Below are 17,593 nucleotides of genomic sequence, written 5' to 3'. Positions count from 1 at the left end.
AGGGCTGGCAAACCGATGCATGCTCCCCCCGGTGCGCGAGACCCCGCAGCAAGACGGGGCCGCCGCACACCGAGGGGGGAGACTTTTTGCCGATGAGCAAACTCGTAGTTCTGGTGGAGGACGAGGTGAATATCGCCGAGGCCATCCGCTTTTTGCTAAGCCAAGAGGGTTGGCGTGTGGAGACCTTGGCCAATGGGTCAGGCGCGGTGGAGGTGATCCGCAAGGCATCGCCGGATCTGGTGATGCTCGACGTGATGCTGCCGGGCAAGAGCGGTTTCGAGATATTGGATGAGCTGCGGGGTGACCCCGAAACCGGCGCGTTGCCGGTGCTGATGCTGACCGCGAGGGGCCAAAGCCGGGACCGCGCCATGGCCGAAAAGGCGGGTGTCAGCCGCTTCATGACCAAGCCGTTCTCAAATGCCGAGATGCTGGACGCGGTGCGCGACCTGATCGCCAGTTGACCCGCCATGCCCCGTAGGCCGATCTTTTTGGAAAAACGCGGCTACCGTCAGCGACGGATGATGGATGCAGTGCGCCTGTTGCCGTTTCTGGGGCTGATGCTGTGGATGGTGCCGCTGCTTTGGCCCGTGCCAGCGGGCAGCCCGGACCCCACCGCGCCGACCATCCCGATGAGCGTGGCGCTGCGCTATCTTTTCGGGGTTTGGGCGCTGCTGATCTTGGGGACATGGGCGCTCTGGCGGCGGACGCGGGATGTGGCCTCGGGTGAGGATGCAGCACAGCCGGACGGGCCGCGCTGATGGTATCGCTCAACCAGCTGGTCGCTGTTTGCTTGATGTATGTGGCGGGTCTGTTCATCGTGGCCTTCGCCGCCGAACGCGCGGCCCTGCGCGGGCAGGGCGGCTGGCTGCTGCGCTCGCCACTGGTTTATACCCTGTCGCTGTCGATCTATTGCACCGCTTGGACCTTTTACGGCGCGGTGGGATATGCGGCGCGCTCGGGGCTGGAATATGTGACCATCTACCTCGGCCCTTCGCTGGTGATGATCGGCTGGTGGTGGGGGCTGCGGCGTTTGGTGCGGATCGGGCGAAGCCATCGCGTCACCTCGATCGCGGACCTGATTTCATCGCGCTACGGCAAGTCCAACACGCTGGCGATCGTCGTAACGGTCATGGCCGTGATAGGCGTCACACCCTATATCGCGCTGCAATTGCAATCGGTTATCCTGTCGCTGTCGATCTTTGCCGCCGCCGACGTGCCGCTGACCGAGGCGGGGGGCGATGTGATCAACCGGGGGCAGGCGGCGCTTTGGGTCGCGGCGGGGCTGACGCTCTTTACCGTGCTTTTCGGCACCCGGAACCTGAACGTAAACGAACGGCATCACGGCGTGGTCATCGCCATCGCGGTGGAGGCGGTGGTCAAGCTCTTGGCGCTGGTGGCGGTGGGGGTCTACGTCATCTGGGGCCTGGCCGGAGGCTTGGGCGAGACCTTGGCGCGGATCGACGCCTCCGACATCGGGCAATGGGAGGTGCAGGGCAGCCGTTGGGCCGCGTTGACCGTGCTTTCGGGGGCCGCGCTTTTGTGCCTGCCGCGCATGTTTCAGGTCATGGTGGTCGAGAACGACGACGAGCGGCAGTTGCAAATCGCAAGCTGGGCCTTCCCGCTGTACCTGATGCTGATGAGCCTTTTCGTCGTGCCCATCGCGGTGGTGGGGCTAGACCTGATGCCCGAAGGCGCGAACCCCGATCTTTTCGTGCTGAGCCTGCCGCTCAGCCAAGGGCAGAACGGGCTGGCGATGCTGTCTTTCTTGGGCGGTTTCTCTTCGGCGACCTCGATGGTGATCGTCGCCACGCTGGCGCTGTCGACCATGGTGAGCAACCATATTGTCATGCCGATCTGGCTGGCGCTGCGCCGCGATGGGGCGACGCAGTCGGGGGATGTGCGCAATATCGTCATCCTTGCGCGGCGGTTGTCGATTTTCTGCGTGGTGGGCTTGGGTTATCTCTATTACCGCGCCTCGGGCGGCAGCGGGGCGCTGGCGGCGATTGGCACGATTTCCTTCGGCGGGGTGGCGCAGTTTCTGCCCGCGATGCTGGGCGGCGTGCTCTGGCGCGGGGCCACGCGGACCGGTGCGCTTTGCGGGCTGGGCACAGGCTTTGTGCTTTGGGTCTTTACCATGCTGCTGCCCAGCTTTGGCGCGGATGTGGCCCTGTCGAGCGCGACCTTGGAGCAGGGGCTTTGGGGGCTCGCTTGGCTGCGCCCCGAGGCGCTTTTTGGCATCGCGGGGATCGACCCGACGGTGCATGCGGTGGTCTGGAGCCTGGCGCTCAACACGCTGGTTTTCGTCGTCGTCTCTCTCTTTAGCTTCCCCACGCCGTTGGAGCGGCTACAGGGCGCGCAATTCGTTAATGTTTTTGACCATTCCGGCCCGGCGCGGGGGTGGACGGCCTCGGTCGCGGGCAGCGAAGACTTGATGATCATGGCGCAGCGCATCTTGGGCGCGACGGAGGCGCAGGCGTTTTTCACCCGCGAGGCCGAACGGCAGGGGCAGGGGCAACGTCTGCCCGAGCCCACACCACGATTCGTGCAGGCGCTGGAGCGGGAGTTGGCGGCTTCGGTCGGGGCGGCGACGGCCCATGCGATGGTGGCGCAGATCGTCGGCGGGGCCTCGGTCTCGGTCCAAGACTTGCTGGCTGTGGCCGACGAATCCGCGCAGATGCTGGAGTATTCCAGCCAGTTGGAGGCCAAGTCGCGCGAGTTGACCGAGACGGCGGCGCAGTTGCGCGCGGCCAATGAGAAGCTGACGCAGTTGTCGCTGCAAAAGGACAGTTTCCTCAGCCAGATCAGCCATGAATTGCGCACGCCGATGACCTCGATCCGCTCGTTTTCCGAGATCTTGCGCGATGCGCCCGGTCTCACGGACGCCGACAAGAACCGCTATGCCACGATCATCCATAGCGAGACGATCCGTCTGACGCGGCTATTGGATGATCTGTTGGATCTGTCGGTGCTGGAGAACGGGCAGGTGACGCTGAACCAGCGCGAGGGCAACCTGCGCGATCTGCTGGACCTGGCGGTGACTACGGCGCAAGCGGGGGCCACGCGGCCGCTCAACGTGCTGCGCGATCCGCAGGCCGAGGATATTGTGCTGACCAGCGATCTCGACCGGCTGGTGCAGGTCTTTATCAACCTCGTCACCAACGCCCGCAAATACTGCGCTGCGGATGACCCGCGACTGGTGATCACGCCGCGGGTGACGGCGCAGGGGCTGGTGATTGATTTCGTCGACAACGGCCATGGGATCGACGCAGGGTCGGAGGCGCTGATTTTCGAGAAATTCTCGCGCATCACGGGTGAGGGCGATGGCGCGGGCCTTGGCCTTGCCATCTGCCGTGAGATCATGTGCCGCTTGGGCGGAGAGATCAGCTTTCTGCGGGATGTGCCCGGCACGGCCTTCCGGGTTCAACTGCCTTCACGCGCCCTGACCGCAGCGGCGTAGAATACCGGCCCCCAAGGGGCCGGCAGAGACCTCAGGTATAGCTTTGTCCCAGCATGGGGCGCATGTTCTCAAGGTCATACCCGCCCTGACGTGCGGCTTCGATGATCGCGTCGCTGTCCATCTCGCCGGCTTGGCCCAAGGCCCAAGCGATGGTGGAGCGGGTGCCCGAGGCGCAATAGGCCAGCACGGTGTCATCGGTCTCCACGCCGAGGGCGCGGTTCTTGGCAATGACATCTGGGGTCATGGTCTGGTGGGTCAGCGGCTGTTCGGCAAAGGCAATCCCCGCGGCCTCGGCCGCGTTGCGCATGGCGGCGGCCTGATGGCTGGGCGGCACTTCCGCGTCGGGGCGGTTGCACAGGATGCGGGTGATGCCTTGGGCGCGCAGGCTTTCCATGTCACCGGGCTCGATCTGCGGGGCGACGAAATAGCGGGGGGTGATTTGGCGAATATCCATGGGCCGATTTAAGCAGATGCAGCGGCCCTGTCCAGCACCGCCGGGGCGGGCCGTTCAAGCGCGCCGATCAGCCCAGCGAAATCCCGAGGATCACCAGCATCAGGCCGATCACGGAGAGAAACAGCGCACCCATGTTCAGCGGCACGACTTTGCGCAGCACCACGCGCATCTCCTCATCGTCGAGCTGCGCGCGTTTTGCACGGCTCACCTTGATGATGCACCAGCCCAGACCGAGCAATCCCAGAAGGGACAGACCCGCGCCGCCCCAGACCATGAGATCGAAAATAGATGTGTTTGCGCTTTCCATGGCGGCAGAGCTACGCCAAACCGCCAAGGGGGGCAAGTCCCGCTTGCGGGCTGGGCGTGCAGCCTGTAGTCAAACCCGCCAGAGCCAGCCATTCCGTGAGGACTTCCCATGAGCGATACCAGCACCAATCCCGATGTCGTCGAATCCCAAGGTGATGCGACCTACCGGGTCACCGCCAATGAGCTGCGCCAGTTCGTCGAGCGGATCGAGCGTTTGGACGCGGAGAAGAAAGACCTTGCCGAACAGCAAAAAGAGGTGATGGCCGAAGCGAAATCGCGCGGTTACGACACCAAGGTGCTGCGTAAGGTGATCGCCCTGCGCAAACGCGACAAGGACGACATCGCCGAAGAAGAAGCGGTGATGGAAATGTATAAAGAAGCCTTGGGCATGTAAGCGCCCTGCCGCGGCGGACCTGAATTTTCCGCGCGGCCTTGAATGCCTCCGGCCCATCCCCATTTGCATCGGGCGTCTGCGCGGTCTCCGCGGCGCCCGATGGTCTGAGGCCGGTGAGATTTTTCCCGTGAACATTCTGTTTGTCCTTGGTGGTCTGCTGGGGCTCGTGCTCGGTGGTGAGTATCTGGTGCGCGGTGCCGTGGCGCTGGCGCAGAGGGTTGGCTTGTCGCCCTTAGTGATCGGGCTGACGGTGGTGGGCTTTGGCACCTCGGCCCCTGAATTAGTGACCTCGGTTCAGGCGGCTTTGCTGGGCGCGCCGGACATCGCGCTTGGGAATGTCGTGGGATCGAACATCGCGAATATCCTGCTGATTCTCGGCTTCGCGGCGGTGATCGCCCCGGTGGCCATCTCCGGGCGTAGTTTCGCGCGAGACGGGACGGTCATGCTGGCGGCGAGCCTGCTCTGCCTTGGCACTGTGCTGCTGGGGCAGGTGGATCGGCTTGCGGGGGGCGCCGCCCTCGTGGGGCTGGCGGCCTATCTGATTTACACCTTTCGCAGCGATCGAAGCGGGGCAGAGGCGATGGAACCGCTGCCGGATCAAGCGCCGTCCTGGCTGGCGCTCGTCTGGCTGCTGGGGGGGCTTTTGCTGACCATTCTTTCGGCGCGGTTTCTGGTCACCGGCGCCGTGGCGCTTGCGCAGGCCGTGGGGCTGTCCGAGGCGGTGATCGGCCTGACCATCGTGGCCGTTGGCACCTCCATGCCGGAATTGGTCACATCGGTCATCGCCGCAAGGCGCGGGCAGAGCGATGTGGCATTGGGCAACGTGGTCGGCTCCAACATCTTCAACATCCTCGGCGTTCTGGGCATCACCGCGCTGATCCAGCCGGTGGGGGTTGCTATGCAGATCGCCACGCTCGACATCTGGGTGATGCTGGGGGCCACGGTGGCGCTGATCGCCTGCGCCTTTGGCGGGCGCGTGACACGCGGGCAGGGGGCGCTCTTTGCGCTGGCCTATGTGGCCTATGTCGCCGTGCTTTTGGTGTAACCCGGCACTGGGTGGCCCGGCGGGGACGGGGCGATTTCTGCGGATGTGGTGCGATGGGCCGCGGACCCCCTTGCGCAGGCGGTTCAACACCCATAGAAGGACACAAATTTTCGCCCGCGCCCCCGCCGCGCGGCCTTACCCTATGGAGCACACATGCAGGTCAACGAGACGCTGAACGAAGGTCTGAAACGCGGTTACAACATCACCGTCACCGCCGATGAGCTTGAAGCCAAGGTCAACGAGAAGCTGGCCGAAGCGCAGCCAGAAGTCGAGATGAAGGGCTTCCGCAAGGGCAAGGTGCCGATGGCGCTGCTGAAAAAGCAGTTCGGCCAGCGGATCATGGGCGAAGCGATGCAGGAAAGCATCGACGGTGCCATGAACGAGCATTTCGAAAAGACCGGCGACCGCCCCGCGATGCAGCCCGAGGTCAAGATGACCAATGAGGACTGGAAAGAGGGCGACGACGTCGAAGTCTCCATGTCCTACGAAAAGCTGCCTGAGATTCCCGAAGTTGATCTGAGCAAGATCGAACTGGAAAAGATGGTGGTCAAAGCTGACGATGCGGCTGTCGAAGAAGCGCTGGCAAGCCTTGCCGAAACCGCGCAGGACTTCAAAGCCCGCGAAGAGGGTGCCAAGGCCGAAGATGGCGATCAGGTTGTGATCGACTTCAAAGGCTCTGTCGACGGCGAAGAATTCGAAGGCGGCGCGGCGGAAGATTACCCGCTGGTGCTGGGCTCCAACTCCTTCATCCCCGGCTTCGAAGAGCAGCTGGTTGGCGTGAAAGCGGGTGAAGAGAAATCCGTCGTCGTGAACTTCCCCGAAGAGTATCAGGCCGCGCATCTGGCCGGTAAGGAAGCGACATTCGCTTGCACTGTCAAAGAAGTGAAAGAGCCTGTTGCTGCTGAAGTAAACGACGAGATGGCCAAGAAATTCGGCGCCGAGGATCTCGACGCGCTGAAAGGTCAGATCGCTGAGCGTCTGGAAGCGGAATATGCTGGCGCATCGCGCGCTGTGATGAAGCGTAACCTGCTGGACGCGCTCGACAAAGAGGTCAGCTTTGATCTGCCTCCGTCGCTGGTCGATGCCGAAGCCAAGCAGATCGCGCATCAGCTGTGGCACGAGGAAAACCCCGATGTGGAAGGCCACGACCACCCCGAGATCGAGCCGACAGACGAGCACAAGACATTGGCCGAACGCCGTGTCCGTCTGGGCCTGCTGCTGGCCGAGCTGGGCCAGAAAGCCGACGTTCAGGTGACCGATGCCGAGATGACCCAAGCGATCATGAACCAGGCGCGTCAGTACCCGGGTCAGGAGCGTCAGTTCTTTGAATTCGTGCAGCAGAACCAGCAGATGCAGCAGCAGATGCGCGCGCCGATCTTCGAGGACAAGGTCGTCGATCACGTGGTCGAACAGGCCAAGGTGACCGAGAAAGAGATCTCGAAAGAAGAGCTCCAGAAAGCTGTTGAAGAGCTGGAAGACGAATAAGTCTTACCGGATCGGATTTTGGAGCAGGGGCGACGGGAAACCGTCGCCCCTGTTTCGTTTGGGCTGGATGAGAAGCGTGGCCTTTGCCTGTCACTCTGGATGGGCGTGAAGGAATACCGAACCTACTGTCGACGTCCCGCCCGGGGGCACTCCGGGGGGCGATTTGCAAGGTCTCGGAAATTCGCAGCAGTTGTGTGCGATGGGGGCGACCGCAGGGCACCATCGTTGCAGCGCCCCCCAGGGAGGGCGCTGCCCTTTGTGGCAATGTCAGATGCTGATACGCATCGGGGACGTCACAAAGTAATCCGGAACTGCGCGAAGCCGTCTTCCGTGTCGCCAACCTGCTCCATCTCTACGCCTGTCACCTCATCGACGTAGTCCGCCGCCTTTGGCCCGGTTTCGAACATTACGCTCGTTTCCTCCAACGGCGCGAAGCGCCAGTTGGCATCGGCGCGGGGGCTAATGGTGCCTTTTTCGACGATATAGCGCACAATCACATCGCGGTTGGTGTCAGGCCCTTCAAAGACGATGGTATCGCCCATCGCGCCGGGGAAGGCCCCGCCGCCGCTGGCGCGGTAGTTGTTGGTGGCGATGATGAATTCGGCTTTAGGATCAAGAGGTTTCCCTTCGAACTCCAGGTTCACGATCCGGCTCGCCTCAGGGTGCGCCACGGCGCCCTTGGGGCTGAATTTCGAAGGCTGGCTGAGGTCGATCTGATAGGTGACCCCGTCGATCACATCGAAATTGTAGCTGGGGAACTCGGGGTTCAGCAGCGGTTGATTGGCCTTGCCGGGGGTGATCTGGATGAACATGCCGGCGGAACGTTCGAGCCAGTCTTTCACCTGCGCCCCGGTCACGCGCACCGCGCGGACGGTGTTGGGGTAGAGGTAGAGGTCGGAGACATTCTTGATCGCTACATCGCCTTTCGGCACATCGGTGTAATACTCAGGCCCGCCACGGCCACCGGCCTTGAAGGGGGCGGCGGCGGAGAGGATTGGCAGCCCCTCATGTTCGGTCCCCTTCAGCATCTGTTGGATATACCAGCGCTGCGCGTTGGAGACGACCTGCACCGAAGGATCATCCGCTACCAGCGCGAAATAGCTGTGCAGATTGGCGTCGGTCTTGCCCACGGCACGGCGGACATAGGCCAGCGTTTCATCATGTTCCTGCTGGACGGAGGCAAGCACCTCGGCATCGCTTTCCACCAGCGGCATCACTGAGCGGTCTTCGTTGCGCTGCGAAATGGCGCGTGCCTCGGCGCTATGGCTGGCGATGCGCCAGCCGCTGCCGTCACGCTCCAGCATCAGGTCGATCAGGCCGAGGTGGCTGCCCCAGAAGCCGCCCATGGTGGCGGGTTTGCCATGGATCGTGCCCTCGCTGACGTCCACGCCCGGATAGTCCGCATAGCTGCCCGAGGGGAAGACGAGGTGGCTGTGCCCGGTCATGATGGCGTCGATCCCCTCCACCGCGGCGAGGGGGACAGAGGCGTTCTCCATCATATCCTCTTCCTTGGCTGCACCGATGCCCGAGTGCGACAGCGCGATGATGATGTCGGCCCCTGCCTCTTTCATCTGGGGCACCCATGCGCGGGCGGACTCGAGGATATCGCGGGCCTGCACCTTGCCTTCGAGGTGGCGGCGGTCCCAGCTCATGATCTGGGGCGGAACGAAACCGATGATGCCGATCTTGATCGAATGCGTCTCACCTGCGCCATCGGTCAACATCCGGTCGAGCAGGACATAGGGTTTGACCAGTGTCTCATCGTCGCTCGGCTTTGCACCGACCTTTTTGACGACATTTGCGCTAACCACCGGGAAGTCGGCCCCGGCGAGGGATTTCATCAGGAAGTCGAGCCCGTAGTTGAACTCGTGATTGCCCAGGGTCGAGGCGTCATAGCCAAGCGCGTTCATCGCTTGGATCACCGGGTGCATGTCGCCTTCTTTCATGCCGCGCTCATAAGCGATGTAATCGCCCATCGGATTGCCCTGCAAAAAGTCGCCGTTATCGAGCATTAGGGTATTGGTCGCCTCGGCGCGGATCGATTTGACGATGCTGGCGGTGCGGGCAAGGCCCACGGTGTCGACCTCTTTGTCGGCGTAATAGTCGTAAGGAAAGACATGCACATGCAGGTCGGTCGTCTCCATCAGCCGCAGATGCGCTTGATTGGCGGCGGCGCGGAGCGAGAAGGGGTGAAGGGCCAGCAGTCCGGCAGAGCCGGCGAGGAAGTGACGGCGGTTGAGGCGGAGGGTCATGCGGCGTTCCTTCTTGACGTGATTAACACCTACCTGAGGCGAAGCGAGAGGCCGCGCAAGCCCGAAAATTAATCACCCGTCCCGTAGGCCGGTTTCCACAAGCATGCCGCGACGCTTTGCCTCGTAATAGTAACCGCGGGCGTACCATTTGATGGCGGTGCCATGGTCGCCGTCCGACAGGAGCCAGGCGCCGCGCAGATATTTCAGCGCGTATTTCAGATTGGTATCGGCGTCTAAAAGATCGGAAGGTTTGCCTTGGAACCCCATCGACCGTGCGGTGGCGGGCAGGATTTGCAGCAGCCCGTAATAGGGGCCGTTGCGGGCGCTAGGGTTGTGGGTGCTTTCGCGGATGGCCAGACGGTGCACCAATGGGCGCGGCAGGTCATAGAAGTCGGCCCAGTGGTTGATCTTGCGCCGCAACTCGGGCGTCTCATTCGGATGCAGGGGCAGGGCGGGGCGCTGCGGCGGCGTGGGGGAGACTTCGGGCGCGGCGTTGCAGGCGGTGAGCGTGCTGGCGGCGATCAGGGAAAGGAACATGCGGCGTGTGGTCTGAGGCATGATGCACCGGGGCTTGTTATCTCGCCCCGAGGATCGCCCCAAGGGGGACATCGGGCAAGAGCGCAGGCGCAGGATACGCGGCCCCTTGCCCAAGCCTTGGACCCTCAGGCGCGGCTTTTCGCCATGCTTAGACGTCGGCGACGATTTCGCCTTTCATTTCACCGGTCATGCGGCTTTGATCTTCGCGTTTTACCGAACGGCGGACCTCGTCGATTTTGAGTTCGGCGGCGTCGCGCGTGGCCCTGTCGGGCCATTCGGTGATTGCGGCACTCGTGCGCTCAGAGGTGCGGACCACGGTGATGCGGCTGGCGCCAAAGCCTTTGAGGGCGGGCAGGCGCTTTTCTTCGATGGCGCGTAGGGCCACGTCGTAATCCGCCCCGTCGGCGAGTTCCCAAGTGGTGATGGTGATGTAACGCATGTGTCATCCTCCATGCTGAATGGAGGTATCATAGCATAAATCGCGCTGTTTTTGCAGGGGTTTGCGTCAGAGGCGCGTGCGGGGCGGTTGGAGGGGCTGCGCAAAAGAAAACGCCGCGCGGAGGACCGCGCGGCGTTTCATGTCAGATCGGACAGGCCGGATCAGCTGTTGCTGTCGTCCTGTGCGTCGCCCTCGGGGGTGCGCACCACGTCCGAGTCGCCGTCTTCGTCAGCGGCAGAGCCGATGTCGTCGAAGAGTTCGGAGATCTCGAATTCAGCGGCGGCTTCCTCTTCGGCGGCCAGTTCCTGAATTGATTTGCCCGATGCCTGAAGCTCGGCCTCTTCGGGCGAACGTGCAACGTTCAGCTCGATTGTGGCGTCGACTTCGGGGTGCAGGATGATGCGCACGTCATGCACGCCCAGTTCCTTGATCGGGTTGCCCAGAACGACCTGCTTGCGGTCGATCGAGAAACCTTCGGCAGTCGCGGCTTCGGCGGCGTCACGGGTGGTGACGGAGCCGTAGAGCGCGCCGGCGTCGGAAGCGGAGCGAATCACGACGAACTGCTGACCGTTCAGCTTCTCGGCGAGTTTCTCGGCTTCTTTCTTGGTCTCGAGGTTCTGTGCTTCGAGCTGGGCTTTCTGGCCCTCAAAGGCCTCGACGTTGGCCTTGGAGGCCGACAGCGCCTTGCCCTGCGGCAGCAGGTAGTTGCGGGCATAGCCGGGCTTTACGTCCACGACTTCGCCCATCTGGCCCAGTTTGGCCACACGTTCCAGAAGGATAACTTGCATGTGCTCTCTCCTTACTTGACGGCGTAGGGCAGCAGGGCGAGGAAACGGGCGCGTTTGATGGCACGGGCCAGCTCGCGTTGTTTCTTGGCCGATACGGCGGTGATGCGGGAAGGAACGATCTTGCCACGCTCAGAGATGTAGCGTTGCAGCAGACGTGTGTCCTTGTAGTCGATCGCAGGTGCGTTGTCGCCCGAGAAGGGGCAGACTTTGCGACGGCGGAAAAATGGTTTTGCAGCCATGGTTTATGTCCTCTTCTTCAAGCTGGCGATCAACGGCGCTCGCGACGGTTGTCGCGTTCGTCACGTTTCTGCATCTGCACGGAGGGCAGTTCTTTGTGCTCGTCGACCTTGATGGTCAGGACGCGCATCACGTCATCATGCAGGCGCATCAGGCGTTCCATTTCCTGCACGGCGGTCGCGGGTGCGTCCGAACGCAGGAAGGCATAGTGGCCCTTGCGGTTCTTGTTGATCTTGTAGGCCATCGTCTTGACGCCCCAGTACTCGCTGTCGACGAGCTTGCCGTCGTTGTCCGCGAGAACGGTGCCGAAGTGTTCGATGAGGCCTTCTGCTTGCGTGTTGGACAGGTCCTGACGCGCAATCATAACATGCTCATAAAGCGGCATGTGCACTCCTATTTGTATCAAGGCGCATTTCATAGGCGGGGCGTTCATCCTTGCTCCCCACCACGAGAGTCTGCGCGGTTCATATGCTGTGCAAGGAAGCGCCCGTATACACGGTTTCCCGGCCACGGCAACCCCCGGCGCGGGCGCGTGGGCCGTGAATGGCTTGCCCTTGCGGCATGTGACGCGATACATCGGATGAAATCGCTAATAAGAGGCTGCAACCATGAGCATCGCATTCGTTTTCCCCGGGCAGGGCGCCCAGACCATCGGCATGGGCCGCGATCTGGCCGAAGCCTACCCCGAAGCCCGCGCCGTTTTCGACGAGGTCGACGCGGCCTTGGGCGAGAAACTGTCGGGGCTGATCTGGGAGGGCGACATCGAGACGCTGACCCTGACCGAGAACGCCCAGCCCGCGCTGATGGCGACTTCGATGGCCGCCATGGCCGCGCTGAAGGCCGAGGGTGTCGAGGTTGGTAAGGCCGCTTTCGTGGCCGGTCACAGCCTTGGAGAGTATTCCGCACTATGCGCCGCTGGTGCGCTGTCGCTGGCCGACACCGCACGGCTGCTGCGGATTCGCGGCAAAGCGATGCAGGCCGCCGTGCCGGTGGGTGAGGGCGCCATGGCGGCGATTCTCGGTCTCGGGATCGAAGAGACCGAGAAACTGGCCGAAGCCGCTGCCGAAGGTGCCGTCTGTCAGGTCGCCAATGAGAATGACCCGAGCCAGAACGTGCTTTCGGGCGAGAAGGCCGCGGTAGAGCGCGCCGTCGCCATGGCAAAAGAGGCCGGGGCCAAGCGCGCGTTGCTGCTGCCCGTCTCCGCCCCTTTCCATTGCCCGCTGATGGGGCCGGCTGCGGAAGAGATGGCGAAAGCACTGAGCGAGGTGACCTTCAACGATCCCGCCGTGCCGCTGGTAGCCAATGTCACCGCCGAGGCGGTGTCGGACGCCGCCCGCATTCGTGAATTGCTGGTCGAACAGGTCACGGGCCGCGTGCGCTGGCGTTCCTCGGTCGAGTGGATGGCCGCGCAGGGCGTGACAGAGGCGTGGGAGATCGGCGCGGGCAAGGCGCTTTCGGGCATGATCCGGCGCATCGACAAGAGTGTCGCCACCCGCAGCATCGGCACACCGGACGAGGTGAAGGCCGCGGCCGAATCCTAAGACATAGAAAAGCGGTATCTTGCCGCGCCGGGGCTCTGCGCCCCGTGAGAGAATAAAGGAAGAGACATGTTCGATCTTACAGGAAAGAATGCCCTGATCACCGGCGCTTCGGGCGGCATCGGCGCGGATATCGCGCGCAAGCTGCACGCCCAAGGGGCCACCGTTGGTCTGTCCGGCACGCGGACCGAACCATTGGAAGCGCTGAAAACCGAGTTGGGCGAGCGCGCACATGTGCTGCCGTGCAACCTCAGCGATATGGAGGCGGTCGACGCGCTGCCGAAACAGGCGGCGGAGGCCATGGGCTCGGTTGATATTCTGGTGAACAACGCGGGCATCACCCGCGACAATCTTTTCATGCGCATGTCGGATGACGAGTGGAATTCGGTGCTCAACGTGAATCTCACCGCGACCTTCAAGCTCTGCAAAGGGGTGATGCGCGGCATGATGAGGGCGCGTTGGGGCCGGATCATCAATATCTCCAGCGTGGTGGGCGCCACCGGTAACCCCGGTCAGGCGAATTACGCGGCCTCCAAGGCGGGTGTCGTGGGCATGTCCAAGTCGCTGGCCTATGAGGTGGCAAGCCGCGGGATCACCGTGAACGCCGTGGCCCCGGGCTTTATCACCACCGCCATGACCGACAAGCTGACGGATGAGCAAAAGTCTGGAATCATGGGGCAAATTCCCGCAGGCCGCATGGGCGACCCGGATGAGATCGCCGCCGCCGTAGTCTATCTTTCCAGCCCCGAGGCCGCCTATGTGACAGGGACCACCTTGCATGTGAACGGCGGTATGGCCATGTTGTGACCCTGCGCCTCAATAGCGTTTGCCAAGCCCGGCGCATGTGCTAAAGGGGGCGCAGAATCGAAACGGAGGGTGCTTGATCACCCCCTGCGCCTTGTGCGAACAAGGAGATAGCCGCCCCTTTTGGGGCATCCTCCAAACGCTGATCATCGGCGGGCGGAAACCAAAAGGGGCCTTGAATGGCCCGAAGACATGAGGACTTATTATGAGCGACGTCGCAGACCGCGTGAAAAAGATCGTTGTAGAACACCTGAGCGTGGAAGAGGACAAAGTGACTGAGAATGCGTCGTTCATCGACGATCTCGGCGCAGACAGCCTCGACACCGTGGAACTGGTGATGGCGTTCGAAGAAGAGTTCGGCATCGAGATCCCCGATGACGCGGCTGAGAACATCCAGACCGTTGGCGATGCGGTTAAGTTCATCAAAGAAGCCTCCTAAGGCTTTGCCGGGCAACCGGCGAATTTGAGTTTTGAAAACGGCGTTGTTCCTAGCGGAATGACGCCGTTTTTATTTGTCTGAACGGGGCGGGCTTGTCCCTTTGGAGCTGAGGTCGCATGTCTGCGCCAAGAAGTTTCAAGCGTGAAGGCAATTCACCCCATGTCCCGCACGATCCCGACCATCAACACCGCCAGACTGACCCTGCGCGCCATGCGCGCCGAGGATTTTCAGCGCTATGCCGAGATTTGGGCGATGCCCGATGTGGCGGACCGGATCCTCGATCAGCCCCGGCCCAAGGGCCAGTCATGGGACGCTTTTTTGCGCAACGCGGGCCATTGGCAGATCACCGGTTTTGGGCAGTGGGCGGTGCAGCTCCACCGCCAGCGCGAGATGCTGGGCCAGACCGGTTTCGTTTTCGGCTCCCGCAATTTCGGCGAGGATTTCGACACTTACCCCGAGGCGCGGCTGGTCTTGGCCCCTCAGGCCCAAGACCAGCGGCTTGGGGCCGAGGCCGCCCGGGCGGCGCATGAGTGGTTTGATCGGGTGATCACGGGCCGCACGGTCTGTATGATCTCGGCGGGGAATGAGGCCGCTTTGCGGATCGCGGGGGCGCTTGGCTATCAGGGGCTGCGCGACGTCAAGACGGCGGGCGGTGCGGTGCATCTGATGACCCGGCGCGGCCCGCCGGGCTGAGCCCACGAGCCGCGAAGGCCCCTGAGATTCGACCCATCGGCGTTTTTGCGCTCTGCCTGCGGACCGCCGCCGATATGCTTGTGCCTACAGGCTTTTGCAGGGTAAGAGGTTCGCCGAGACATTATCGGCAAGGGGCACTGAGATGCGCAGAGTTGTAGTAACGGGTTTGGGTTTGGTTACCCCGCTCGCGGACGGCGTGGAAGAAAGCTGGAAACGGATCCTTGATGGGAAATCCGGGGCCGGGCCGATCACCGGCTTTGATGCCAGCAAACTGGTGACTCAATACGCTTGCGAAGTGCCCTTGGGCGATGGCAGCGATGGCACCTTCGACGCCAATAAATACATGGAGCCGAAAGAGCAGCGTAAGGTTGATACCTTCATCCTCTTCGGGATGGCTGCCGCCCAGCAGGCGGTTGAGGATTCGGGCTGGAAGCCGACCGAACAGGAAGATCAGGAACGCACCGGCGTTCTGATCGGCTCGGGCATCGGGGGGCTGAACTCCATCGCCAATACCGCCGTCATGATGCACGAAAAAGGCCCGCGCCGCGTCAGCCCCTTCTTCGTACCGGGCGCGCTGATCAACCTGATCTCGGGTCAGGTGTCGATCCGCTATGGTTTCAAGGGGCCGAACCACTCGGTCGTGACCGCCTGTTCGACCGGGGCGCATGCCATCGGTGATGCGGCGCGTCTGATCAAATACGGTGATGCGGATGTGATGATCGCAGGCGGCGCCGAGGCGGCGATCTGTGAGATCGGCATGGCTGGCTTTAACGCCTGCAAGGCGCTGTCGACCAAACGCGGCGATGATCCGCAAAAGGCCAGCCGCCCCTATGATGTGGACCGTGACGGTTTCGTCATGGGCGAGGGTGCGGGCATCGTGGTGCTGGAAGAGTATGAACACGCCAAGGCGCGCGGTGCCAAGATCTATGCCGAGGTGCTGGGTTATGGCCTGTCGGGCGATGCGCATCACATCACCGCCCCTTCCGAGGATGGCGAGGGCGGCGAACGTTCCATGCGTGCAGCACTGAAAAACGCGGGGCTGGAGCCTGCGGATGTGGACTACATCAACGCGCATGGCACCTCGACCATGGCCGACACCATTGAGCTGGGCGCGGTCGAGCGTCTGATGGGTGATGCGGCGGACAATGTGACCATGTCGTCGACCAAATCCGCCACCGGGCACCTTTTGGGTGCCGCGGGCGCGATCGAGGCGATCTTTTGCATGCTCGCGATCCGCGATCAGGTGGCGCCGCCGACGATCAACCTCGACAACCCGGCGGTGGAAACCCCCATTGATCTGGCGCCGAACAAGAAGGTCGAGCGCAAGATTGATGTGGCGCTCAGCAATTCCTTTGGTTTCGGCGGCACCAACGCTTCGGTTCTCTTCGGGAAAGTCAGCTAAATGTGGCGCCATATCGCCTCTAACGCCGTGACATTTCTGTTGGTCGGCCTGTTTCTGCTTGGGGGTATCATCCTCTGGGGCAAGTCGACCTATGTCTCCGAAGGGCCGTTGGAACAGGCGATCTGTGTGCAGGTCGAGCGCGGCTCGAACATGCGGCAGGTCAGCCAGAACCTTGAGGAGCAGGGCGCGGTTTCTTCGCCCGCGATCTTTCGCATGGGCGCGGATTACGAGGAGAAATCGAGCAGCCTGAAGGCGGGCAGCTTTCTTGTTCAGCCCGGCACGTCGATGCAGGGGATCGTGGATATCGTGACCCAAGGCGGGGCCAGCACCTGCGGTACTGAGGTAGTCTATCGCATCGGGGTGAACCGGGTGAGCGTGCAGGTCCGTGAGTTGGACCCGGTCACCAGCCGGTTCGTCGAACGCGCGGAATTCACTCCGGGTGAGGAAGAAGCTCCCGAAGCCTATACCGAAATCTCGAGTGCGAATGACACGCGGTTCCGTGTGGCATTGGCCGAAGGGGTGACCAGCTGGCAGGTTGTCGAAGCGCTCAAGCAGGTCGAGCAATTGACCGGCGAGGTTGCGGAGCTTCCAGCAGAGGGCAGCCTCGCGCCCGATAGCTATGAGGTGCGTCCGGGCGACGACCGGGCCGAGGTGATTGCACGGATGGCAGCGGCGCAGGAGGTGCTCTTGGCCGAAGCCTTTGAAGCGCGCGACCCCGATCTGCCGATCGAGACGCCCGAGGACCTGCTGATCCTTGCGTCGATCATCGAAAAGGAAACCGGTGTCGCCGCCGAACGTGAGCAGGTGGCGAGCGTTTTCGTGAACCGTTTGAACCAAGGGATGCGGCTTCAGACCGACCCCACGGTGATCTACGGGGTGACCGAGGGCAAGGGCGTGCTGGGCCGCGGGCTGCGCCGTTCGGAACTGCGGGCAGAGACGCCGTGGAACACCTATGTGATCGACGGTCTGCCGCCCACGCCCATCGCCAACCCGGGCCGGGCGAGCCTGATGGCCGCAGCGCAACCGGCGGAGACGGACTACGTCTTTTTCGTGGCGGATGGCACCGGGGGGCACGCTTTTGCGGAAACCTTGGACGAGCATAACCGCAACGTTGCGCGCTGGCGTCAGATCGAGGCGGAGCGCGGCGCGGAAGCGGCGGGGAATGCCTCAACGGGCGGAAACTGAGACCACTGAAAACCCCGCTGGAGACAGCGGGGTTCTTATTTGCGCGGAGAGCTTGCCGCGCGGCGCTGTAAGGTCTTGTTAACACAGTTTTTCTTGACTTTACGCACGGTCTGACGTAGGACTTGTGGCACGCTAGAG

20 protein-coding genes are annotated in these 17,593 nt (G+C 62.7%); 12 read left to right on the top strand and 8 right to left on the bottom strand.

Annotation, left to right across the window (positions count from 1 at the left end; all coding sequences use genetic code 11):
- The first annotated feature begins 92 nt into the window (after positions 1–92).
- From ACGYKA_RS03325 to ACGYKA_RS03315, 3 genes are read left to right on the top strand one after another with little or no spacing between them, the layout of a single operon-like run.
- On the top strand, positions 93–461 hold the full coding sequence (locus tag ACGYKA_RS03325) for a response regulator transcription factor (RefSeq protein WP_067261826.1): 369 nt from the start codon (positions 93–95) through the stop codon (positions 459–461).
- Between the two features lie 6 nt (positions 462–467).
- Positions 468–758 carry a hypothetical protein gene (locus ACGYKA_RS03320; RefSeq protein ID WP_394412658.1) on the top strand — a complete coding sequence of 97 codons (291 nt, stop codon included), beginning with the start codon at positions 468–470 and terminating at the stop codon, positions 756–758.
- The gene (locus ACGYKA_RS03315) at positions 758–3,457 is read left to right on the top strand and encodes an ATP-binding protein (RefSeq protein ID WP_394412655.1); all 2,700 of its coding nucleotides are present in this window, start codon (positions 758–760) and stop codon (positions 3,455–3,457) included. Before ACGYKA_RS03320 ends, ACGYKA_RS03315 begins: the two co-directional genes overlap by 1 nt.
- Before the next feature lie 31 nt (positions 3,458–3,488).
- Here ACGYKA_RS03315 and ACGYKA_RS03310 read toward each other — a convergent pair whose 3' ends face one another.
- Together ACGYKA_RS03310 and ACGYKA_RS03305 are read right to left on the bottom strand one after the other, a co-directional pair.
- Positions 3,489–3,911: a TIGR01244 family sulfur transferase gene (locus ACGYKA_RS03310; RefSeq protein ID WP_394412652.1), complete on the bottom strand. Its 423-nt coding sequence runs from the start codon at positions 3,909–3,911 to the stop codon at positions 3,489–3,491.
- Positions 3,912–3,978: 67 nt separating this feature from the next.
- On the bottom strand, positions 3,979–4,218 hold the full coding sequence (locus ACGYKA_RS03305) for a hypothetical protein (protein WP_168612596.1): 240 nt from the start codon (positions 4,216–4,218) through the stop codon (positions 3,979–3,981).
- A 108-nt stretch (positions 4,219–4,326) separates the two neighbouring features.
- On the opposite strand from ACGYKA_RS03305, the gene ACGYKA_RS03300 reads away from it, so the two are divergent.
- The 3 genes from ACGYKA_RS03300 to tig all read left to right on the top strand — a co-directional run bounded on the left by ACGYKA_RS03300 (position 4,327) and on the right by tig (position 7,141).
- A complete protein-coding gene (locus ACGYKA_RS03300; protein ID WP_067261835.1) occupies positions 4,327–4,611 on the top strand; it encodes a DUF2312 domain-containing protein in 285 nt (94 codons plus the stop codon).
- A 127-nt stretch (positions 4,612–4,738) separates the two neighbouring features.
- Positions 4,739–5,656, top strand: a complete 918-nt coding sequence (locus ACGYKA_RS03295; RefSeq protein WP_394412649.1) for a calcium/sodium antiporter — start codon at positions 4,739–4,741, stop codon at positions 5,654–5,656.
- A 153-nt stretch (positions 5,657–5,809) separates the two neighbouring features.
- Entirely contained in the window at positions 5,810–7,141 is a 1,332-nt protein-coding gene (gene tig, locus ACGYKA_RS03290) for a trigger factor (RefSeq protein WP_067261839.1), read from the top strand.
- A gap of 293 nt (positions 7,142–7,434) precedes the next feature.
- Here tig and ACGYKA_RS03285 read toward each other — a convergent pair whose 3' ends face one another.
- From ACGYKA_RS03285 to rpsF, 6 genes are all read right to left on the bottom strand, one after another.
- A complete protein-coding gene (locus tag ACGYKA_RS03285; protein WP_394412646.1) occupies positions 7,435–9,393 on the bottom strand; it encodes a bifunctional 2',3'-cyclic-nucleotide 2'-phosphodiesterase/3'-nucleotidase in 1,959 nt (652 codons plus the stop codon).
- Between the two features lie 72 nt (positions 9,394–9,465).
- Positions 9,466–9,951 carry a transglycosylase SLT domain-containing protein gene (locus tag ACGYKA_RS03280; protein WP_394412643.1) on the bottom strand — a complete coding sequence of 162 codons (486 nt, stop codon included), beginning with the start codon at positions 9,949–9,951 and terminating at the stop codon, positions 9,466–9,468.
- Positions 9,952–10,078: 127 nt separating this feature from the next.
- On the bottom strand, positions 10,079–10,369 hold the full coding sequence (locus ACGYKA_RS03275; RefSeq protein ID WP_168612589.1) for a hypothetical protein: 291 nt from the start codon (positions 10,367–10,369) through the stop codon (positions 10,079–10,081).
- Between the two features lie 161 nt (positions 10,370–10,530).
- Positions 10,531–11,157, bottom strand: coding sequence for a 50S ribosomal protein L9 (rplI, locus tag ACGYKA_RS03270; protein WP_067261846.1), 627 nt, complete (start codon positions 11,155–11,157; stop codon positions 10,531–10,533).
- A gap of 11 nt (positions 11,158–11,168) precedes the next feature.
- The gene (gene rpsR / locus ACGYKA_RS03265; protein WP_005852865.1) at positions 11,169–11,396 is read right to left on the bottom strand and encodes a 30S ribosomal protein S18; all 228 of its coding nucleotides are present in this window, start codon (positions 11,394–11,396) and stop codon (positions 11,169–11,171) included.
- Between the two features lie 29 nt (positions 11,397–11,425).
- The gene (rpsF, locus tag ACGYKA_RS03260; protein ID WP_067261847.1) at positions 11,426–11,779 is read right to left on the bottom strand and encodes a 30S ribosomal protein S6; all 354 of its coding nucleotides are present in this window, start codon (positions 11,777–11,779) and stop codon (positions 11,426–11,428) included.
- A 223-nt stretch (positions 11,780–12,002) separates the two neighbouring features.
- Here rpsF and fabD point away from each other — a divergent pair, with 223 nt between their 5' ends.
- From fabD to mltG, 6 genes are all read left to right on the top strand, one after another.
- Positions 12,003–12,935: an ACP S-malonyltransferase gene (gene fabD, locus ACGYKA_RS03255; RefSeq protein ID WP_394412640.1), complete on the top strand. Its 933-nt coding sequence runs from the start codon at positions 12,003–12,005 to the stop codon at positions 12,933–12,935.
- A 66-nt stretch (positions 12,936–13,001) separates the two neighbouring features.
- Positions 13,002–13,739: a 3-oxoacyl-[acyl-carrier-protein] reductase gene (gene fabG, locus ACGYKA_RS03250; RefSeq protein ID WP_394412636.1), complete on the top strand. Its 738-nt coding sequence runs from the start codon at positions 13,002–13,004 to the stop codon at positions 13,737–13,739.
- A gap of 202 nt (positions 13,740–13,941) precedes the next feature.
- Positions 13,942–14,175 carry an acyl carrier protein gene (locus tag ACGYKA_RS03245; RefSeq protein WP_067261852.1) on the top strand — a complete coding sequence of 78 codons (234 nt, stop codon included), beginning with the start codon at positions 13,942–13,944 and terminating at the stop codon, positions 14,173–14,175.
- 159 nt (positions 14,176–14,334) lie between these two features.
- A complete protein-coding gene (locus tag ACGYKA_RS03240) occupies positions 14,335–14,868 on the top strand; it encodes a GNAT family N-acetyltransferase (protein ID WP_271689877.1) in 534 nt (177 codons plus the stop codon).
- A 142-nt stretch (positions 14,869–15,010) separates the two neighbouring features.
- Positions 15,011–16,270 (top strand): beta-ketoacyl-ACP synthase II, encoded by a 1,260-nt coding sequence (fabF, locus tag ACGYKA_RS03235; protein WP_394412633.1) that lies wholly within the window; start codon positions 15,011–15,013, stop codon positions 16,268–16,270.
- Entirely contained in the window at positions 16,271–17,455 is a 1,185-nt protein-coding gene (mltG, locus tag ACGYKA_RS03230) for an endolytic transglycosylase MltG (protein ID WP_209218761.1), read from the top strand.
- Positions 17,456–17,593: the final 138 nt, after the last annotated feature.

Origin of the sequence: Sulfitobacter sp. 1A15106 (genome assembly GCF_043556995.1) — a bacterium.
Taxonomy (GTDB): Bacteria; Pseudomonadota; Alphaproteobacteria; order Rhodobacterales; family Rhodobacteraceae; genus Sulfitobacter; species Sulfitobacter faviae.
Note: the sequence above shows the minus strand (reverse complement) of the source record. Positions and strands in the feature narration are given on the sequence as shown.

What these genes read in the sequence shown, in the direction of transcription:
- ACGYKA_RS03275 (WP_168612589.1), bottom strand. Translation starts at nt 10,369, where the DNA reads ATGCGTTACATCACCATCACCACTTGGGAACTCGCCGACGGGGCGGAT.
- tig (WP_067261839.1), top strand. Translation starts at nt 5,810, where the DNA reads ATGCAGGTCAACGAGACGCTGAACGAAGGTCTGAAACGCGGTTACAAC.
- ACGYKA_RS03240 (WP_271689877.1), top strand. Translation starts at nt 14,335, where the DNA reads ATGTCCCGCACGATCCCGACCATCAACACCGCCAGACTGACCCTGCGC.
- ACGYKA_RS03305 (WP_168612596.1), bottom strand. Translation starts at nt 4,218, where the DNA reads ATGGAAAGCGCAAACACATCTATTTTCGATCTCATGGTCTGGGGCGGC.
- rpsF (WP_067261847.1), bottom strand. Translation starts at nt 11,779, where the DNA reads ATGCCGCTTTATGAGCATGTTATGATTGCGCGTCAGGACCTGTCCAAC.
- ACGYKA_RS03245 (WP_067261852.1), top strand. Translation starts at nt 13,942, where the DNA reads ATGAGCGACGTCGCAGACCGCGTGAAAAAGATCGTTGTAGAACACCTG.
- ACGYKA_RS03310 (WP_394412652.1), bottom strand. Translation starts at nt 3,911, where the DNA reads ATGGATATTCGCCAAATCACCCCCCGCTATTTCGTCGCCCCGCAGATC.
- ACGYKA_RS03325 (WP_067261826.1), top strand. Translation starts at nt 93, where the DNA reads ATGAGCAAACTCGTAGTTCTGGTGGAGGACGAGGTGAATATCGCCGAG.
- ACGYKA_RS03280 (WP_394412643.1), bottom strand. Translation starts at nt 9,951, where the DNA reads ATGCCTCAGACCACACGCCGCATGTTCCTTTCCCTGATCGCCGCCAGC.
- rplI (WP_067261846.1), bottom strand. Translation starts at nt 11,157, where the DNA reads ATGCAAGTTATCCTTCTGGAACGTGTGGCCAAACTGGGCCAGATGGGC.
- fabG (WP_394412636.1), top strand. Translation starts at nt 13,002, where the DNA reads ATGTTCGATCTTACAGGAAAGAATGCCCTGATCACCGGCGCTTCGGGC.
- fabD (WP_394412640.1), top strand. Translation starts at nt 12,003, where the DNA reads ATGAGCATCGCATTCGTTTTCCCCGGGCAGGGCGCCCAGACCATCGGC.
- ACGYKA_RS03320 (WP_394412658.1), top strand. Translation starts at nt 468, where the DNA reads ATGCCCCGTAGGCCGATCTTTTTGGAAAAACGCGGCTACCGTCAGCGA.
- ACGYKA_RS03285 (WP_394412646.1), bottom strand. Translation starts at nt 9,393, where the DNA reads ATGACCCTCCGCCTCAACCGCCGTCACTTCCTCGCCGGCTCTGCCGGA.
- mltG (WP_209218761.1), top strand. Translation starts at nt 16,271, where the DNA reads ATGTGGCGCCATATCGCCTCTAACGCCGTGACATTTCTGTTGGTCGGC.
- ACGYKA_RS03315 (WP_394412655.1), top strand. Translation starts at nt 758, where the DNA reads ATGGTATCGCTCAACCAGCTGGTCGCTGTTTGCTTGATGTATGTGGCG.
- ACGYKA_RS03300 (WP_067261835.1), top strand. Translation starts at nt 4,327, where the DNA reads ATGAGCGATACCAGCACCAATCCCGATGTCGTCGAATCCCAAGGTGAT.
- rpsR (WP_005852865.1), bottom strand. Translation starts at nt 11,396, where the DNA reads ATGGCTGCAAAACCATTTTTCCGCCGTCGCAAAGTCTGCCCCTTCTCG.
- fabF (WP_394412633.1), top strand. Translation starts at nt 15,011, where the DNA reads ATGCGCAGAGTTGTAGTAACGGGTTTGGGTTTGGTTACCCCGCTCGCG.